At 65.4% G+C, this 16,749-nt stretch carries 13 protein-coding genes; 10 read left to right on the top strand and 3 right to left on the bottom strand.

All coding sequences use genetic code 11. From position 1 onward, the window contains the following. Positions 1-217: 217 nt before the first annotated feature. The 6 genes from L0U81_RS12800 to L0U81_RS12775 all read left to right on the top strand — a co-directional run bounded on the left by L0U81_RS12800 (position 218) and on the right by L0U81_RS12775 (position 5,932). Positions 218-880 (top strand): response regulator, encoded by a 663-nt coding sequence (locus L0U81_RS12800; RefSeq protein WP_233803181.1) that lies wholly within the window; start codon positions 218-220, stop codon positions 878-880. A gap of 4 nt (positions 881-884) precedes the next feature. Beyond that, positions 885-2,183, top strand: coding sequence for an ATP-binding protein (locus L0U81_RS12795; protein WP_233803179.1), 1,299 nt, complete (start codon positions 885-887; stop codon positions 2,181-2,183). Between the two features lie 168 nt (positions 2,184-2,351). Next, positions 2,352-3,869: a DegQ family serine endoprotease gene (locus L0U81_RS12790; protein ID WP_233804321.1), complete on the top strand. Its 1,518-nt coding sequence runs from the start codon at positions 2,352-2,354 to the stop codon at positions 3,867-3,869. A gap of 281 nt (positions 3,870-4,150) precedes the next feature. Then, positions 4,151-4,645, top strand: coding sequence for a carboxypeptidase regulatory-like domain-containing protein (locus tag L0U81_RS12785; protein WP_233803177.1), 495 nt, complete (start codon positions 4,151-4,153; stop codon positions 4,643-4,645). Between the two features lie 147 nt (positions 4,646-4,792). Beyond that, entirely contained in the window at positions 4,793-5,173 is a 381-nt protein-coding gene (locus L0U81_RS12780) for a DUF427 domain-containing protein (protein WP_233803175.1), read from the top strand. A 36-nt stretch (positions 5,174-5,209) separates the two neighbouring features. Continuing rightward, positions 5,210-5,932 carry a CoxG family protein gene (locus tag L0U81_RS12775; RefSeq protein WP_233803173.1) on the top strand — a complete coding sequence of 241 codons (723 nt, stop codon included), beginning with the start codon at positions 5,210-5,212 and terminating at the stop codon, positions 5,930-5,932. Positions 5,933-6,040: 108 nt separating this feature from the next. Here the strand turns inward: L0U81_RS12775 and L0U81_RS12770 are convergent, their stop codons facing one another. After that, entirely contained in the window at positions 6,041-7,036 is a 996-nt protein-coding gene (locus L0U81_RS12770) for a helix-turn-helix domain-containing protein (protein ID WP_233803171.1), read from the bottom strand. Positions 7,037-7,205: 169 nt separating this feature from the next. Between L0U81_RS12770 and L0U81_RS12765 the strand changes: the two genes are divergently transcribed. Further along, entirely contained in the window at positions 7,206-7,844 is a 639-nt protein-coding gene (locus L0U81_RS12765) for an isochorismatase family protein (RefSeq protein ID WP_233803169.1), read from the top strand. A gap of 100 nt (positions 7,845-7,944) precedes the next feature. On the opposite strand, the gene L0U81_RS12760 is transcribed toward L0U81_RS12765, so the two are convergent. After that, complete coding sequence (locus L0U81_RS12760) at positions 7,945-8,589, bottom strand: TetR family transcriptional regulator (protein WP_233803167.1); 645 nt, start codon at positions 8,587-8,589, stop codon at positions 7,945-7,947. Between the two features lie 424 nt (positions 8,590-9,013). Between L0U81_RS12760 and L0U81_RS12755 the strand changes: the two genes are divergently transcribed. The 3 genes from L0U81_RS12755 to L0U81_RS12745 are packed head-to-tail and all read left to right on the top strand — an operon-like array spanning position 9,014 to position 15,002. Beyond that, positions 9,014-10,237 carry an efflux RND transporter periplasmic adaptor subunit gene (locus tag L0U81_RS12755; RefSeq protein WP_233803165.1) on the top strand — a complete coding sequence of 408 codons (1,224 nt, stop codon included), beginning with the start codon at positions 9,014-9,016 and terminating at the stop codon, positions 10,235-10,237. Between the two features lie 18 nt (positions 10,238-10,255). Next, positions 10,256-13,486, top strand: a complete 3,231-nt coding sequence (locus L0U81_RS12750; protein ID WP_233803163.1) for an efflux RND transporter permease subunit — start codon at positions 10,256-10,258, stop codon at positions 13,484-13,486. A gap of 1 nt (position 13,487) precedes the next feature. After that, on the top strand, positions 13,488-15,002 hold the full coding sequence (locus L0U81_RS12745) for an efflux transporter outer membrane subunit (RefSeq protein ID WP_233803161.1): 1,515 nt from the start codon (positions 13,488-13,490) through the stop codon (positions 15,000-15,002). Between the two features lie 117 nt (positions 15,003-15,119). Here the strand turns inward: L0U81_RS12745 and L0U81_RS12740 are convergent, their stop codons facing one another. Continuing rightward, positions 15,120-16,529, bottom strand: a complete 1,410-nt coding sequence (locus L0U81_RS12740; protein ID WP_233803159.1) for a nucleobase:cation symporter-2 family protein — start codon at positions 16,527-16,529, stop codon at positions 15,120-15,122. Between the last annotated feature and the right edge of the window lie 220 nt (positions 16,530-16,749).

The raw sequence follows: 16,749 nt of genomic DNA, 5'->3' as shown, positions 1-16,749 counted from the left end.
CGTGCGGCGAGCGGCGCTTGCGCCACAATGGAACGACCATCCGGGCGCCCGAACGGCGGACCAACGCGCCGCGTGCCACCCGACGAACGTCGCGCGACGCAAAGCGCCCATTGTAGTGACATGCCGTGGCGCTGCGGTGAAAAAAGCGCCACACGCCGCGCAGCCCGAAAGCGGGCGCTAGAATGCGGCATCATCAAATGTTTCGGAACGGACAACCATGCGCATCCTGCTAGTCGAAGATGACCGGATGATCGCCGAAGGCGTGCGCAAGGCGCTGCGCGGCGAAGGCTTCGCCGTCGATTGGGTCGAAGACGGCGAAGCGGCGCTGCGCGCGGCGGCCGCCCAGCGTTACGATCTCGCGTTGCTCGACCTTGGTCTGCCCAAGCGCGATGGTCTCGAGGTGTTGCGCGCGCTGCGCGCGCGCGGCCATGCGCTGCCGGTGCTGATCGTCACCGCGCGCGACGCGGTTGCCGATCGCGTCAAGGGCCTCGACGCCGGCGCTGACGATTACCTTGTCAAACCTTTCGACCTCGACGAACTCGGTGCGCGCATGCGCGCCCTGATCCGACGTCAGTCCGGCCGCAGCGATTCGACGATTCGCCACGGCACTCTGACCCTCGACCCCGCGTCGCACCAGGTGACGCTCGATGGCGCGCCGGTCGCGCTATCCGCGCGCGAATTCGCGCTGCTTGAAGCCTTGCTCGCGCGGCCCGGCGCGGTGCTGTCGAAGAGCCAGCTCGAGGAAAAGATGTATGGCTGGGGCGAGGAGATCGGCAGCAATACCGTCGAGGTCTATATTCACGCTCTGCGCAAGAAGCTCGGCGCCGATCTGATTCGCAACGTGCGCGGGCTCGGCTACATGATCGCGAAGGACGCCTGAGCCGATGCGCTCGATTCGCCGTCAATTGCTGTTCTGGCTGCTCGCGCTCGTGCTGCTCGGCGTCGGCATCGCGGGCTGGCTGATCTACCGGCAGGCGCTCGCCGAAGCGAACGAGCTGTTCGATTACCAGCTCGAACAGATCGCCGCGGCGCTGCCGGCGGAGCCGTTCTCGCAGGTGCTCGGCCGAGATACCGGCGACGAGGGCATCGTGCTGCAGATCTGGAATCGCAACGGCATGCTGATGTACTACTCGCGGCCGCGCGCGCCGCTCGCGCCGCGCGCCGAGCTCGGGTTTTCGACAGAGCGTACCGACCGCGGCGACTGGCGCGTGTATGGCGCGATCGTCGGCGATAACGTCGTGCAGCTCGCGCAGCCGTTGTCAGTGCGCAACCGGCTCGCCGCCAACGTCGCGCTGCGCACGCTGTGGCCGCTGATCGTGTTGCTGCCGCTACTCGGGCTCGCGGTGTGGATGATCGTCGGCCGCGGGCTGCAACCGCTGCGGCGCGTGACGAGCGCGCTCGACACGCGTCGTCCCGAGGCGCTCGATCCGTTACCCGATCAGCGCTTGCCGCTCGAAGTGCAGCCGCTCGTGCGCGCGCTGAACGGGTTGCTGCAGCGGCTCGCGACGGCGCTCGACATCCAGAAGGCGTTCGTCGCCGATGCCGCGCACGAATTGCGCACGCCGCTTGCCGCGGTGCAGATTCAGGCGCAGCTGGTCGCGCGCGCGAAGGACGACGCTGCCCGCAACGAAGCGCTCGCCGATCTGCAGGCGGGCGTCACGCGTGCGACGCGCCTCGCCGAGCAGTTGCTCGCGCTCGCGCGGGCCGAACCGGACGGCGCCGCCGTGGCCGGGGCACTCGATCTGCGCGAGCTGCTGCGGGAGTGCGTCGCGACTTACGCGCCGCTCGCGATGAATCGCGGCGTCGACCTCGGCATCGAGGCGAGCGAGGCCGCCAGCGTGACCGGCGACGCCGAAGCGCTGCGCGTGATGTTCAACAACCTCGTCGACAACGCGACCAAGTACACGCCGCACGGGGGGCGCGTCGACGTGAGCCTGCACATCGAGGAGGGCCATCCGGTCGTGCGGATCGCCGATAGCGGCCCGGGCATCGATCCGGCCGATCGCGAACGCGTGTTCGATCGCTTCTATCGCGCGGGCGCGGGTGCGAATCGTGCGCGCGCCGACGTGGCGGGCACCGGTCTCGGTCTCGCGATCGTGCGCCGGATCGCCACCCAACATCATGCGGAAGTGTCGCTCGACGAATCGCCGGCCGGCGGTTTGCAGGTCGTCGTACGGTTCTGACAATGGCGGTTTGTCCTTCGGACAAACTCGCCGTTCGTGCTGCCACGACGGCCGTTAGCGGCCCATCGGAAAAGGTTCCCACGATCTGGCGCTGCTTAAGACTCGTTTAAGCGATGCCCCTTACGCTCGTCGACATCCAAAGTCACTTACTCCAGTCGGGAGCTCATGATGAACGCGAAAACCTTGTCCCGCGGCGCTGTTGCGGTAGCTGTCGCCGCTGCTCTTTCAGCCGGCTATGTGGCAGGCCATCGCGATATGCCTGCGCCGCAGATCATCTCGCCGGCGGAAGCTGCCGCCATGATGCCCGCCGAAGCCGCAGCCAAAACCGGTGTCCCCGATTTCTCCGGTCTCGTCGAGACATACGGTCCGGCTGTCGTCAACATCAGCGCGAAGCACGTGGTCAAGCAGACCGCCATGCGCGGTAATGGCGGCACCCTCAACGGCAACCAGCTGCCGATCGATCCGAACGATCCGTTCTATCAGTTCTACAAACGTTTCTTCGGCGGCGTGCCGGGCATGCAAGGCGGCGATGGCGGCGACGCACCCGATCAGCCGAGCTCGAGCCTCGGCTCCGGCTTCATCATCAGCAATGACGGCTACATTCTGACGAACGCGCACGTGGTCGATGGCGCGAACGTCGTCACCGTGAAGCTCACCGACAAGCGCGAGTTCAAGGCGAAAGTGGTCGGCGCCGACAAGCAATCCGACGTCGCCGTGCTCAAGATCGACGCGAGCAATCTGCCGACCGTGAAGATCGGCGATCCGCGCCAGAGCAAGGTCGGTCAGTGGGTCGTCGCGATCGGCTCGCCGTACGGCTTCGACAACACCGTGACCTCGGGCATCATCAGCGCGAAGTCGCGCTCGCTGCCCAACGAGAACTACACGCCGTTCATCCAGACCGACGTGCCGGTGAACCCGGGCAACTCGGGCGGCCCGCTCTTTAACCTGCAAGGCGAAGTGATCGGCATCAACTCGATGATCTACTCGCAGACGGGCGGCTTCCAGGGCCTGTCGTTCGCGATTCCGATCAGCGAGGCGATCAAGGTCAAGGACGATCTCGTCAAGACCGGCCACGTGAGCCGCGGCCGCCTCGGCGTCGCGGTGCAGGGCATGAACCAGACGCTCGCCAATTCGTTCGGCATGCAGAAGCCGCAAGGCGCGCTGGTCAGCTCGGTCGACGCTAGCGGCCCGGCGGCCAAGGCCGGCCTGCAGCCTGGCGACGTGATCCTGTCGGTGAATGGCGACGAAGTCAGCGATTCAACGGATCTGCCGGGGAAAATCGCCGGCCTCGCACCGGGCAGCTCGGCGACGCTGAAAGTGTGGCGCGACAAGGCCAGCAAGGACGTGAAGGTGACGATCGGCTCGTTCTCGGACGCAAAGGTCGCGTCCGCGGCCAAGAACGATCAGCAAACCCAGCTGCAAGGGCGTCTCGGCGTCGCGGTGCGGTCGCTGACGCCGGAAGAGAAGAGCAGCGCGTCGGTGTCACACGGTCTGCTCGTGCAGCAGGCAGGCGGCGCGGCGGCGAGCGCCGGCATCCAGCCGGGTGATGTGATTCTCGCGGTCAACGGCCGTCCGGTCACGAACATCGATCAACTGAAGCAGATGATTTCGGGCGCAGGCAACAGCATTGCGCTGCTGATCCAGCGGGACAACGCGCAGATTTTTGTGCCCGTTGATCTCGGCTGATCCAGTATCCGGGCGGTTCGAACGGATCGCCCAACCCAGTAAGAGCCGTAGTAGCGATTGCCGGTCCTTAGCATTTACTGCAAGGACCGGCTTTTTTTTCGTCTGTCCGACCTACGGCGTCGCGCCCAGCGCGTGTAGGCGGAAAGCGCGCCGTGCCTTGAAATCACGACAGCCGCGCTGTTTCCGTCGATGCAATCGGACGGTTGGCACGTAGGTTGCTGCCTCCTTGAGTTGAGCCCGTCCAGGTACTTGGGAGGGGCTTCAACAAGGAGGGCGAACCGATGAAAACCCAACGCAGTCAGCAACGAATCGTAGCCGCCGCGCTGTGCGCCGCGCTCACGCTCGGAGTGGCGGGCGGTGCGTACGCGCAGAAGGCGGGCGTCACCGGCGGCTCAACCACCGACAACACCAGCGCGGGCAACACCAACGGCGGCGGTCTGCCGCAAGTCCAGCAGCAGGGCGACGTGTCGTACGTGTCGGGCGGCGTCGGCCTCGACGAATCGCAGGCGCTGCGAAACGCGCAAAGCCAGTGGCCGCTGACGCTGCGCTTTACCGGACCCAACGCGGAGTTTCTGGCCGACGTGCACGTCCGTATCGTCGACGCGCATAACGGCGAAGTGCTGAACACGACGTCGCGCGGACCATTCATGCTGGTGCGCCTGAGCCCCGGCCGCTACACGGTGCACGCGAAATACAACGACAGCGAACAGACTCGCGCGGTTAGCGTGCCGGCGCATGGCAACGTCAAATCGGCGTTCATCTGGAACGTGACGTAACGAGGAGATCCGCCCGCCGCCGCGCAGGAAGCTCACGCAATCGGCCAAAGTTTGGCCGATAATGAAGGCACGGGCCTCTCCCGTGGCTTTGCCGCTCCTGCGGGAACAGTCGCGACCGCAGCGCCCACCCCATCACGGAGCCTGGACATGAGCGATGCATCGACATCTGCGGGACGGCCGGACGGTCATACCATCGTGATCCGCGACAACAGTCACCGCGTGCGCGTGATTCACGGCGGCGTAACGATGGCCGACACCCAGGCCGCGCTGACGCTGTCGGAGACCGGCTTGGCCGACGTGTTCTATTTCCCGCGTGAGCACGTGAACATGGCCCGGCTTGAACGCTCGGCGCACTCGACGCATTGCCCGTTCAAGGGCGACGCGTCGTACTTTCATCTGCGCACCGAAGATGGCGTGATCGAGAACGCGGTGTGGAGCTACGAAGCGCCGTTCGAGCAGGTCGGGCGGATCAAGGGCTATCTCGCTTTTTACGCATCGCGTGTCGACCGCATCGATCAGACGTCGTGATCCTGCGGTCGGAGCCGCTCATCGGGGGAGGTTGTCATGGAACTGAACGACGCGTTACGGATTCCGCTGGCGCCGTCCGAAGTCTGGGACGCGTTGCAGGATCTCGCGCTGTTGCGTGCCAGCCTCGACAACTGCGAGTCGTTCGTGCGTCTCGCCCACGGCGAATACGCGCTGGCAATGACTGTACCGCTCGGCCCGTTGCGCGCGCATTACGAGGCGCGCGCGCACGTCGCCGGCCAGGATTCAGGCCCGGCGGACGCGCAGCGCCGCACGATCAGCTTCAAGGCGCGCGCCGAGGGCATCGGCGCGCTGCGCGGTCAGATCGAAGTGCGTGTGCGCGCGGACGAGGGCCGGGAGCGCGGCACGCGCATCGATTACACGATGTGGGCGACGTCGTCGGGACCGCTCGCCGAGCTGCCGACGCGCCAGCTCGAAAACGCGCTGCGTCAGCTGGCCGACGATTTTTTTGCCGAGTTCGACGCCGTCGTGCGCGCCAAGCACGGCAAGGGGCCAAACCGCGCGCGCGGCTCGGCGCCGCGTCGCCAGTACGTGTTTTTGCGGCCGATCACGCTCGGCGGCATCGCGCGGCGCGCGCGCATCGAGCACAGCCACGCGTTGCCGGGACGCGCGGCGAGCGCGTCGCATAGCTGGTCGCAGCACGAACCCGGTCATCATGTCGTGCCGTACTGGGCGTGGGCCGGGATGATTTTTCTGGTCGCGCTGCTGTTGTATCTCGCGCGCTGGTTTAGCGAGCATTGAGGCGTCGGATCCTGCCCGGCGCCTCTTGGAGCGCGCGACTGATGTGCCCGCGCGACTACGAAATCTCGGTGGTGCACTACGAAATGCCGGTGCTCTCGCCGCCTCCACCTAATCCCCGCGAAACTCCCGCCGCCAGGCGGTCGGCGACGTGCGAAATGCGTCCCCGAAATGCTGCCGTAGCGATGCCGCTGAGCCGAATCCGGCGTTCGCCGCGATCGCTTCGACCGACTCGTCGGTGCTTTCCAGCAGTTGTTGCGCACGCGCGAGCCGCTGGGCGAGCAGCCACGCGCCGACGGTGGTGCCGGTCGCTAACCGGAAACGTCGCGTGAAGGTACGGCGGCTCATCAACGCGCGTGCAGCGAGTGTGTCGAGCGTATGCAGTGTGGCCAGATTGCCGTTCATCCAGTCGAGCAGGCCCGACAGGCGGTCGCCGCGCGGGTTCGGCGGCATCGGCTGCTGCACGTATTGCGCCTGGCCGCCCTGGCGGTGCGGCGATACGACGAGCCGGCGTGCGACATGGTTCGCCGCCCGCGCGCCGCAGATCTTGCGCAGCACGTGCAGGCAGCAGTCGAGGCCGGCGGCGGTGCCGGCCGAGGTCAGCACGTTGCCGTCGTCGACGTACAGCACGTCGGGGTCAAGCCGCACGCGCGGGTAGCGGCGCGCGAAGTCGTCGGCCCAGGCCCAGTGCGTCGAAGCGGGCCGTCCATCGAGGATGCCCGCCGCGGCCAGCACGAACGCGCCGAGACAAAGGCCCACCAGCAGCGCGCCGCGTGCATGCGCGGCCCGCAGCGCGTCGAGAAGCGCGGCGGGTGGCGGTTCGTCGGGATCGCGCCAGCTCGGCACGATGATCGTGTGCGCGTCGGCGATGGCTTCGAGTCCATGCGTGAGCGCGATCGAGAAGCCCGCGGTCGTCGCGAGCGCACCCGTCTCCGCAGCGCAGACGCGGAAGTCGAAGGCCGGTACGCCGCCGCCGCGGCGGTCCTCGCCGAACACGACGCACGGCACTGACAGATGGAACGGGCTGATGCGATCGAACGCGACGACGGCGACGACGTGGCGCGGCACGTCGTCGGGAACATCGTCGGAAAATGCGGAGGTGGACATGCCGAACGCCTCATGAATGCCGGAAGTATGGCCCGATTCTAGCGAAGCTTGTCATTCGGGCCGCTGTCGGCGCGCGGGCCGCGGAGCAACAATGCCGCCATTGCCGTCGCGCTGCGGCCATCGCGCTGGGCGCGCGCCATCGACCTTTTTTCTGACAAGGAGTCTTGCCATGACCACACCCGCACCGCGCCGCGCGCTGATCGTCATCGACGTACAGAACGAATACGTGAGCGGCGACCTGCCGATCGAGTTTCCGGACGTGCGGACGTCGCTCGCCAACATCGGTCGCGCAATCGATGCGGCGCGTGCCGCCGATGTGCCGGTCGTGGTCGTTCAGAACGTCGCGCCGGCTACCTCTCCGCTGTTTGCGCGCGGCAGCGCGGGCGCCGAACTGCATACGGTCGTGAGCTCGCGCGCTCATGACCATTTCGTCGAGAAGTCACTGCCGAGCGCATTCACCGGCACCGATCTGGCCGACTGGCTCGCGGCCCGGCAGATCGATACGCTGACCGTCACCGGCTATATGACCCACAACTGCGATGCCTCGACGATCAACCACGCGGTGCATGCGGGGCTCGCGGTCGAGTTCCTGCACGACGCGACCGGCTCGGTGCCGTACGAGAACAGCGCGGGCTTCGCGAGCGCGGAGGAGATTCATCGCGTGTTTAGCGTGGTGCTGCAGTCGCGCTTCGCCGCGGTCGCGAGCACCGAGCAGTGGATCGCGGCGCTCAAGAGCGGCGCGCCGCTCGAGCGCGGCAATATCTATACGTCGAATCAGGCGGCTCGAGCGCGGCAGACGGTTGCCTGAACGCAGCCCGTTGGATGAGCGCCCCGGTCCACCAAAACAAAAACAAACGGGCGGTTCACCGGACCGCCCGCTTTCCGAACCTGCAACCCTTGCGCACCGGCTACGCCGCCGCCTTCCTGCGCAACGCCGGACTCAGGCGCAACGCGTCGAACATCGCTTCCACCATCTGCTGCGCATGTGTGGCGAAGTCGGTCGCATCGGGCAAAAACAGCATGTCGCGCAGCGAGCCACCGACAAAAGCATGCACCATCGCCGTGGCGAGCTTGGTGTCGAGATCGGCGGGCAATTGGCCTTTGGAGATCGCGTTACGCAGACCGCCTTCAATATTCGCGAGACCCTCGCGCATATTGGTCTGATACCGTTCCATCACCGGTCCCATCTCCTCGACCAGCTCGCACTTCAGGAACAGGATGTCGAACACGCGGCGGCGGCGCGGGTCATTGGCAGTGTCGCGCAGGCAAACCATGCAGGTTTCCATGATGAGGCCAAGCGGATCGGCCACGTTGGGGTCATTCGACGCCGCCTTCAGTTCGTCAAGCGGCAGCAGCACGCGGTCGAACATTGCGGTGAAGACATCGCTCTTGTGCGCGAAGTGCCAATAGATGGCGCCGCGCGTGACGCCCGCGGCATGTGCGATATCGGCCAGCGACGTGCGCGATACTCCTTTCTCGAAAAAGACCTGTTCGGCCGCGTCGAGAATCCGGTTGCGTGTCTCCAACGCCTCTTCTTTGGTTCTTCTGACCATATTGGTATGACCTGCGCTGATCTTGGAGTTTCTCCGGGCGGTTTTAAGTCAACCCGATGACAATCTGACTACTTTTCAAGCGAATAACGAAGCGAACTTGCGAACCTCGACCCCGAAAAGATGTAAATGCACTTATACATGCATTCGTGGATGTATATATAATAGCACCCCATGATCGGATAGCCCAAGCTGCAACGACCGGTTAATATCCGTCACTGCTGCATGCCAAAACGCAACTTCACCCGCCAAACGGCGGCGCTGTGCGGCACTCCCCGAGATGGTGCATTCGTAGCAGGGTGTCCTGCAGGCGAAGGTTTGCATCCGTGGGCTTCCGGTTGAGCGTCGCGAGACGCCTGTTTGCGCTGTTGTCCCCGGGGTAGGGATGCGCGCTTTTTCATTCTCAGTCTTTGACAGAGGTCGCTCCATGCGCGTCGAACGGGTTCCATTCCGCTTAATCAGTGCCGCGACGGCTGCCATCTTGCTGGCGGCATGCGGACCAAAACAATCTGCTCCGCCGCCACAGGCCCCCGAAGTCGGCATCGTCACCCTCCAGCCGACGACCGTGCCCGTCGTCACCGAACTCCCCGGCCGTACCAGTGCTTTCCTCGTCGCGCAGGTGCGCGCGCGGGTCGACGGCATCGTGCTGCACCGCGAGTTCACCGAGGGTAGCGAGGTCAAGGCCGGCCAGCGTCTGTACAAGATCGATCCGGCGCCGTACATCGCGTCGTTGAACAACGCCAAGGCAACGCTCGCGAAGGCGCAGGCGAACCTCGCGTCGACCACCGCGCAGGCCAGTCGCTACAAGGTGCTGGTCGCCGCGAACGCGGTCAGCAAGCAGGACTACGACAACGCGGTCGCCGCCGAAGGCCAGGCCGCCGCCGACGTCGCCGCAGGCAAGGCCGCGGTCGATACCGCGCAGATCAACCTCGGCTATACCGACGTGACCTCGCCCGTGACCGGCCAGATCGGCGTGTCGCAGGTCACGCCGGGCGCCTTCGTGCAGCAGAGCGCGGCCACGCTGATGGCCACGGTCCAGCAGCTCGACCCGGTCTACGTCGACCTCACGCAATCGAGCCTCGATGGTCTGAAGTTGCGTCGCGACATCCAGGAAGGGCGTCTGAAGACGACCGGCCCCGGCGCCGCGCAGGTGTCGCTGGTGCTCGAAGACGGCCGTATCTACGCCGAGAAGGGCAAGCTGCAATTCACCGACGTGACCGTCGACCAGAGCACCGGCTCGGTCACGGTGCGCGCGATCTTCAAGAACCCGAACCATGTGCTGCTGCCGGGCATGTTCGTGCGCGCGAAGATCGACCAGGGCGTCAACCAGAACGCGCTGATCGTGCCGCAAGTCGGCGTCACGCACGACCAGAAGGGTCAGCCTACTGCGCTCGTCGTCGGCAGCGACAACAAGGTCGAACTGCGTCAGCTCGTCACTTCGGGCACCTTCGGCTCGTACTGGGTGGTCTCCGACGGCCTGAAAATGGGTGACCGCGTGATCGTCCAGGGCACCGACAAGGCGCGCCCCGGCCAGCAGGTCAAGCCCGTGCCGGCGCAGCTGCCCGGCACTCCGGCTTCCGAAGCCGCCGCGAACGGCGCGCAGACGGGGCAACCCGCGGCTCAACCTGCCTCCGCCGCGTCGGGCGCGTAATAACAGGGAGCCCGCCTCATGGCAAAGTTCTTTATTGATCGCCCGATTTTTGCATGGGTGATCGCCATCATCCTGATGCTCGCGGGTCTCGCGTCGGTGTTCACACTGCCGATCGCGCAATACCCGACCATCGCGCCGCCGTCCATCCAGATCAGCGCAACCTATCCGGGTGCTTCGGCGAAGACGGTGGAAGACACCGTCACGCAGGTGATCGAGCAACAGATGAGTGGTCTCGACCACCTGCTGTACCTCGCGTCGACCTCGGACGACTCGGGTACGGCCACCATCACGCTGACGTTCGCGGCCGGCACCAACCCTGACATCGCGCAGGTGCAGGTGCAGAACAAGCTGCAGCTCGCCACGCCGCTGCTGCCGCAGGCGGTGCAGCAGCTCGGCACCAAGGTCACGAAGTCGAGCAGCAGCTTCCTGCTGGTGATGGCGTTCGTGTCGACCGACGGCAGCATGAACAAGTACGACCTCGCGAACTACGTGGCGTCGAACATCCAGGATCCGATCAGCCGTATCGACGGCGTGGGCACGGTGACGTTGTTCGGCTCGCAGTACGCGATGCGGATCTGGCTCGACGCGAACAAGCTGAACAACTTCGGCCTGACGCCGCTCGATGTCGAAACCGCGCTGCAGGCGCAGAACGTGCAGGTCGCGGGCGGCTCGCTCGGCGGTACGCCGTCGGTGCCGGGTCAGGTGCTGCAGGCCACGATCACGCAGGCCACCCTGCTCAATACCCCCGAGCAGTTCGGCAACATCCTGCTGAAGGTGAATCAGGACGGCTCGCAGGTGCGTCTGCGCGACGTGTCGCACATCGAGCTCGGCGGCGAAAACTACAACTTCGACACCAAGTACAACGGTCAGCCGACGGCAGGCTTCGGTATCCAGCTCGCCACCGGCGCGAACGCGCTCTCCACCGCGAAAGCGGTGCGCACGAAGATCGCCGAACTGTCGAAGTACTTCCCGCACGGTCTCGTCGTGCAGTACCCGTACGACACGACGCCGTTCGTGCGCCTGTCGATCGAGGAAGTGGTCAAGACGCTGCTCGAAGGTATCGTGCTCGTGTTCCTCGTCATGTACCTGTTCCTGCAGAACCTGCGCGCCACGCTGATCCCGACGATCGCGGTGCCGGTGGTGCTGCTCGGTACGTTCGCGATCATGAGCGTGGTCGGTTTCTCGATCAACGTGCTGTCGATGTTCGGTCTCGTGCTTGCGATCGGTCTGCTGGTGGACGACGCGATCGTGGTGGTGGAAAACGTCGAGCGGGTGATGCAGGAGGAGGGCTTATCGCCTCGCGACGCAACCCGCAAGGCGATGGACCAGATCACCGGCGCGCTCGTCGGCGTGGCGCTCGTGCTGTCGGCGGTGTTCGTGCCGGTGGCGTTCTCGGGCGGCTCGGTCGGTGCGATCTACCGGCAGTTCTCGCTGACGATCGTCGCGGCGATGGTGCTGTCCGTGCTCGTCGCGTTGGTTCTGACGCCAGCGCTGTGCGCGACGATCCTGAAGCCGATTCCGAAGGGGCAGCACGAAAAAGCCACCGGCTTTTTCGGCTGGTTCAACCGTACGTTCAACACGAGCCGCGACAAGTATCACTCGGGCGTGCACCACGTGATCAAGCGCTCGGGCCGCTGGCTCATCATCTACATGGTGGTGATCTTCGCGGTGGGGCTGCTGTTCGTGCGACTGCCGAAGTCGTTCCTGCCTGACGAAGACCAGGGCACGATGTTCGTGCTCGTGCAAACGCCGGCGGGTTCCACGCAGGAAACCACCGCGCACGCGCTGAAGGACGTGTCGGACTACCTGCTCAACGACGAGAAGGCGATCGTCGAATCGACCTTCACGGTGAACGGCTTCAGCTTCGCGGGTCGCGGCCAGAATGCCGGTCTCGTGTTCGTGCGGATGAAGGACTACGCGCAGCGTCAGCATCCGGACCAGAAGGTGCAGGCGCTGGTGGGCCGTCTGTTCATGCACTTCAGCACCTACAAGAACGCAACGGTGTATCCGGTCAATCCGCCGTCGATTCCTGAGCTCGGCACCGCGGCGGGCTTCGACTTCCAGCTGCAGGATCGCGCGGGTATCGGCCACGCGAAGCTGATGGAAGCGCGCAACATGCTGCTCGGTCTGGCGGCGAAGGATCCGACGCTCGCGCAGGTGCGTCCGAACGGCCTGAACGATACGCCGCAGTTCAAGGTGAGCATCGACCACGAGAAGGCTTCGGCGCTCGGTGTGTCGCTGTCCTCGATCGACCAGACGTTCTCGATCGCGTGGGCGTCGGCGTACGTGAACAACTTCCTCGACACCGACGGCCGGATCAAGAAGGTGTACCTGCAGGGCGACGCGCCGTTCCGGATGAAACCGGAAGACGTGAACGCCTGGTTCGTGCGCAACGCCGCGGGCACGATGGTGCCGTTCTCGGCCTTCGCGAGCACCCAGTGGACGTTCGGCTCGCCGAAACTCGAGCGCTACAACGGTATCTCGTCGGTGGAAATCCAGGGTGCGGCCGCGCCGGGCAAATCGACCGGTCAGGCGATGGCGGCGATGGAAGCGCTCGTCACGAAGCTGCCGGCGGGCGTCGGTTACGAGTGGACGGGTCTGTCGCTGCAGGAGCGCCAGTCGGGTTCGCAGGCGCCGATCCTGTACGGCATCTCGATCCTCGTCGTGTTCCTGTGTCTCGCGGCGCTGTATGAAAGCTGGTCGATCCCGTTCTCGGTGATCATGGTGGTGCCGCTCGGCGTGATCGGCGCACTGCTGGCCGCGACGCTGCGCGGGCTCGAGAACGACGTGTTCTTCCAGGTGGGTCTGTTGACCACGGTCGGTCTGTCGGCGAAGAACGCGATTCTGATCGTGGAATTCGCGCGCGAACTGCAGCAGAGCGAAGGCATGGGGCCGATCGAGGCCGCGCTCGAAGCGGCGCGTCTGCGGTTGCGTCCGATCCTGATGACCTCGCTCGCGTTCATTCTCGGCGTGCTGCCGCTCGCGATCAGTAACGGCGCGGGCTCGGCAAGCCAGCACGCGATCGGTACCGGCGTGATCGGCGGGATGTTGACGGCGACCTTCCTCGCGATCTTCATGATCCCGATGTTCTTCGTCGTGATTCGCGCGAAGTTCGGCGGCGAGACGGAAGATCCGGATGAGGCGATGCGCCACTACCAACAACACCATCCGCACGATCCGCAAGGCGGCGCGACGGGTGGCACGGCCGACGGGTCGGATGACAATGGCACGGGCAAGGATGGGCATTGAGATGCAAAAACACTCTTTGATTGCAGTGGCGGTCGTGCTGCTCGCCACGGGTTGCACGATGGCGCCGCACTACGAGCGGCCCGCTGCGCCCGTGACGGCGACCTTCCCGACGGGCGGCGTCTACGACCAGCAGCCGGGCGCGTCCGGCGCGCACAGCGCGAACGGGCAGGCTGCCGCCGACATCGGCTGGCGCGACTTCTTCGTCGATCCGCGTCTGCAGCAGTTGATCGAAATCGCGCTGAAGAACAACCGCGATCTGCGTGTGTCGGTGCTGAACATGCAGGCGTCGGCGGCGCAGTACCGTATCGTCCGTGCGGAGCTGTTCCCGACGCTCAACGCCGCGGCCTCGCAAAGCAAGTCGCGCACGCCGAAAGACCTCACGGCCACCGGCCAGACGATCTCCAACTCGTACTCGGTGGGCTTGAACGCGTCGTGGGAAATCGACTTTTTCGGGCGCGTGCAGAGCCTGAGGGACCAGGCGTTGGCCACTTACCTCGGCACCGCGCAGGCGCGCAAGGCTGCGGAAATCGCACTGGTCTCGCAGGTGGCGAACCAGTACCTGACGGTGCTCGAACTGGACGATCTGCTGAAGGTCACGCAGAACACGCTGGTCACGGCGCAGGAGTCGTATCGGATTACCAAACTGCAGTTCGACAACGGCACCGGTTCGGAACTCGATCTGCGCCAGTCGCAAACGGTCGTCGAAACCGCGAGCGCGAACCTGCAGTCGCAGATGCGTTTGCGGGCGCAGGCCGACAACGCGCTGGCGCTGCTGATCGGTGAGCCGTTGCCGGCTGATCTGGCGCCAGGTCTGCCGCTGAGCGACCAGAGTCTGCTCACGGATATTCCAGCGGGCTTGCCGTCCGATCTGCTGACGCGTCGTCCGGACATCATGGAAGCCGAGGAGAATCTGCTCGCGGCCAACGCGAACATCGGCGCGGCGCGCGCGGCGTTCTTCCCGAAGGTCACGCTGACGGGCAGCGTCGGCACGCTGAGTCCCACACTCGGCGGCCTGTTCAAGCCGGGCTCGGCGGCGTGGAGTTTCGCGCCGTCGATCACGCTGCCGATCTTCGAGGGCGGGCAGAATATCGCCAACCTGAACCTCGCCAACATCGAGAAGAACGTGCAGATCGCCACGTATGAAAAGGCGATCCAGACGGCCTTCCGGGAAGTGGCGGACGGACTGGCCGCGCGCGGCACGTACGACGAGCAGATCGCCGCGCTTGAGCGGGATACCGCGGCCGAGCAGCGCCGGCTGGATCTGTCGACCCTCCGTTACAAGAGCGGTGTCGACAGCTATCTGTCGGTGTTGACCGCGCAGACTGCTCTGTATGTGGCGCAGCAGGCGCTGGTTACCGCGCGCATGGAGCGTCTGCAGAACCTGGTCACGCTGTATCAGGCGCTCGGCGGCGGCTGGATCGAGCACAACGGCGAGCAGCCGCGTCCCGCCGACGCACCGGTCGACTACGGTGCGGCGAGCGCGCCGGTTGCGGCATCGGCGGCGAGCGCGGGGTAAGCGCGGCGGGTTGATGAAACGCTGAAGCAAAACAGAAACGCCACGGCATGCCGTGGCGTTTCTGTTTATGCGCGGCATTCGGCGTCGCGCGAAGCATCAATGACGCATCAACGATGCTCAGTGCAGATCCGCCGCTCGCAGCATCTCGCTGTGCTGCGCTTCGCCGCCCACGCTTTTGTCGAGATCGCGGCCGGCACGGCGAATCTCGCTCTTCGCCTTCTTCTCGCTTTTCACGCCGTTGAAGATCAGGTTCAGCGCGACCGCAGAGACCGACGCGAGCAGAATCCCGCTATGCAATAGCGGCGACAGCGCCGGCGGCAGTTGCGAGAAGAAGTGCGGTGACACGACTGGTACGAGGCCGAGCCCGATGCTGACCGCGACGATGAACAGGTTGTGGTGATTCCTCACGAAGTCGACGCGCGACAGCACCTTGATGCCATTCGCCGCGACCATGCCGAACATCACGATGCCCGCGCCGCCGAGCACGAATGCCGGCACCGACGCGACCACCTGCGCCATCTTCGGAAACAGGCCGAGCAGCACGAGGATCACGCCGCCCATCGCGCAGACGAAGCGGCTCTTCACGCCGGTCACGCCGATCAGCCCGACGTTCTGCGAGAACGACGTATGCGGGAACGAGTTGAAGATGCCGCCGATCAGCGTGCCGAGGCCGTCGACGCGCAAGCCGCGCACCAGCGTTTTCTGGTCGACCGGACGATCGACCATGTCGCCAACCGCGAGGAACATCCCGGTCGATTCGATGAAGGTGACGAACATCACGGTGACCATCGTCGCGATCGACAGCGGATCGAAGTGCGGCAGGCCGAAGTGGAACGGCATCACGAAGCCGACCCACGGAGCGTGCGTGACGCCGTCCATGTTGACGCGGCCGAGCAGCAGCGCGATCACGAAGCCCGCGACGATGCCGAGAAGCACCGAGATATTGGCGACGAAGCCCCTGGCGAACTTGTTGATCAGCAGGATCAGCGTCAGCACGAGGAGCGACAGGCCCAGATACACCGGATTGCCGTAGTCGGGATTGCCCACGCCGCCGGCTGCCCAGTTGATGCCGACTTCCATCAGCGACAGGCCGATCACCGAGATCACGACGCCGATCACGACCGGCGGGAAGAAGCGCAACAGCTTGCCGACCGCGGGCGCGAGCAGAATGCCGATCACGCCGGCCGCGATCGTCGAGCCGAAGATGTCGAGGATGCCGAGCGAAGGATTGGTGCCGATCGCGACCATCGGGCCGACGGCCGCGAATGTGCAGCCCATGATGACGGGCAGGCGGATGCCGAAGATCCACAGTCCGAGCGTCTGGATCAGCGTGGCGATGCCGCAGGAGAACAGATCCGCGCTGATCAGGAAGGCGACCTGGTCTTTCGGCAGCTTCAGCGCCGCGCCGATGATCAGCGGCACCGCAACCGCGCCGGCGTACATGACCAGCACGTGCTGAATACCGAGGGTAAGCAACTGGCCCGCGGGTAGGCGCTCGTCGCACGGGTGAACCGTGTTTGCTTGCATATCGTCTGTCTCCACCATCTCGTTTTGGGATGACTCCAAGGTATCGGGGACGAAAAGTCGCAACAAGACCACGCGGGGCTATTCCGGCATTCCCGGCGGCGATATGCACGGGGGGCGTTTGAAAGGCAAATTAAAGCCACGCGTGGGACGGATCGGCCATCGGGCGGCGGCGAGCCCTATCGGGCGGCGGCCGCGAACGGTGCGTCGCGTGCGCGGCGCG

This window comes from Paraburkholderia sp. HP33-1 (genome assembly GCF_021390595.1).
Lineage (GTDB): Bacteria > Pseudomonadota > Gammaproteobacteria > Burkholderiales > Burkholderiaceae > Paraburkholderia.
The sequence above is the reverse complement of the archived record's forward strand: the minus strand, read 5'-3'. Positions and strand labels throughout refer to the sequence as shown.

Coding starts and splice junctions, on each gene's coding strand:
- L0U81_RS12775 (WP_233803173.1), top strand. CDS start 5,210: ATGGAACTGAACGACGCGTTACGGATTCCGCTGGCGCCGTCCGAAGTC.
- L0U81_RS12800 (WP_233803181.1), top strand. CDS start 218: ATGCGCATCCTGCTAGTCGAAGATGACCGGATGATCGCCGAAGGCGTG.
- L0U81_RS12785 (WP_233803177.1), top strand. CDS start 4,151: ATGAAAACCCAACGCAGTCAGCAACGAATCGTAGCCGCCGCGCTGTGC.
- L0U81_RS12740 (WP_233803159.1), bottom strand. CDS start 16,529: ATGCAAGCAAACACGGTTCACCCGTGCGACGAGCGCCTACCCGCGGGC.
- L0U81_RS12790 (WP_233804321.1), top strand. CDS start 2,352: ATGAACGCGAAAACCTTGTCCCGCGGCGCTGTTGCGGTAGCTGTCGCC.
- L0U81_RS12745 (WP_233803161.1), top strand. CDS start 13,488: ATGCAAAAACACTCTTTGATTGCAGTGGCGGTCGTGCTGCTCGCCACG.
- L0U81_RS12750 (WP_233803163.1), top strand. CDS start 10,256: ATGGCAAAGTTCTTTATTGATCGCCCGATTTTTGCATGGGTGATCGCC.
- L0U81_RS12780 (WP_233803175.1), top strand. CDS start 4,793: ATGAGCGATGCATCGACATCTGCGGGACGGCCGGACGGTCATACCATC.
- L0U81_RS12760 (WP_233803167.1), bottom strand. CDS start 8,589: ATGGTCAGAAGAACCAAAGAAGAGGCGTTGGAGACACGCAACCGGATT.
- L0U81_RS12795 (WP_233803179.1), top strand. CDS start 885: ATGCGCTCGATTCGCCGTCAATTGCTGTTCTGGCTGCTCGCGCTCGTG.
- L0U81_RS12765 (WP_233803169.1), top strand. CDS start 7,206: ATGACCACACCCGCACCGCGCCGCGCGCTGATCGTCATCGACGTACAG.
- L0U81_RS12770 (WP_233803171.1), bottom strand. CDS start 7,036: ATGTCCACCTCCGCATTTTCCGACGATGTTCCCGACGACGTGCCGCGC.
- L0U81_RS12755 (WP_233803165.1), top strand. CDS start 9,014: ATGCGCGTCGAACGGGTTCCATTCCGCTTAATCAGTGCCGCGACGGCT.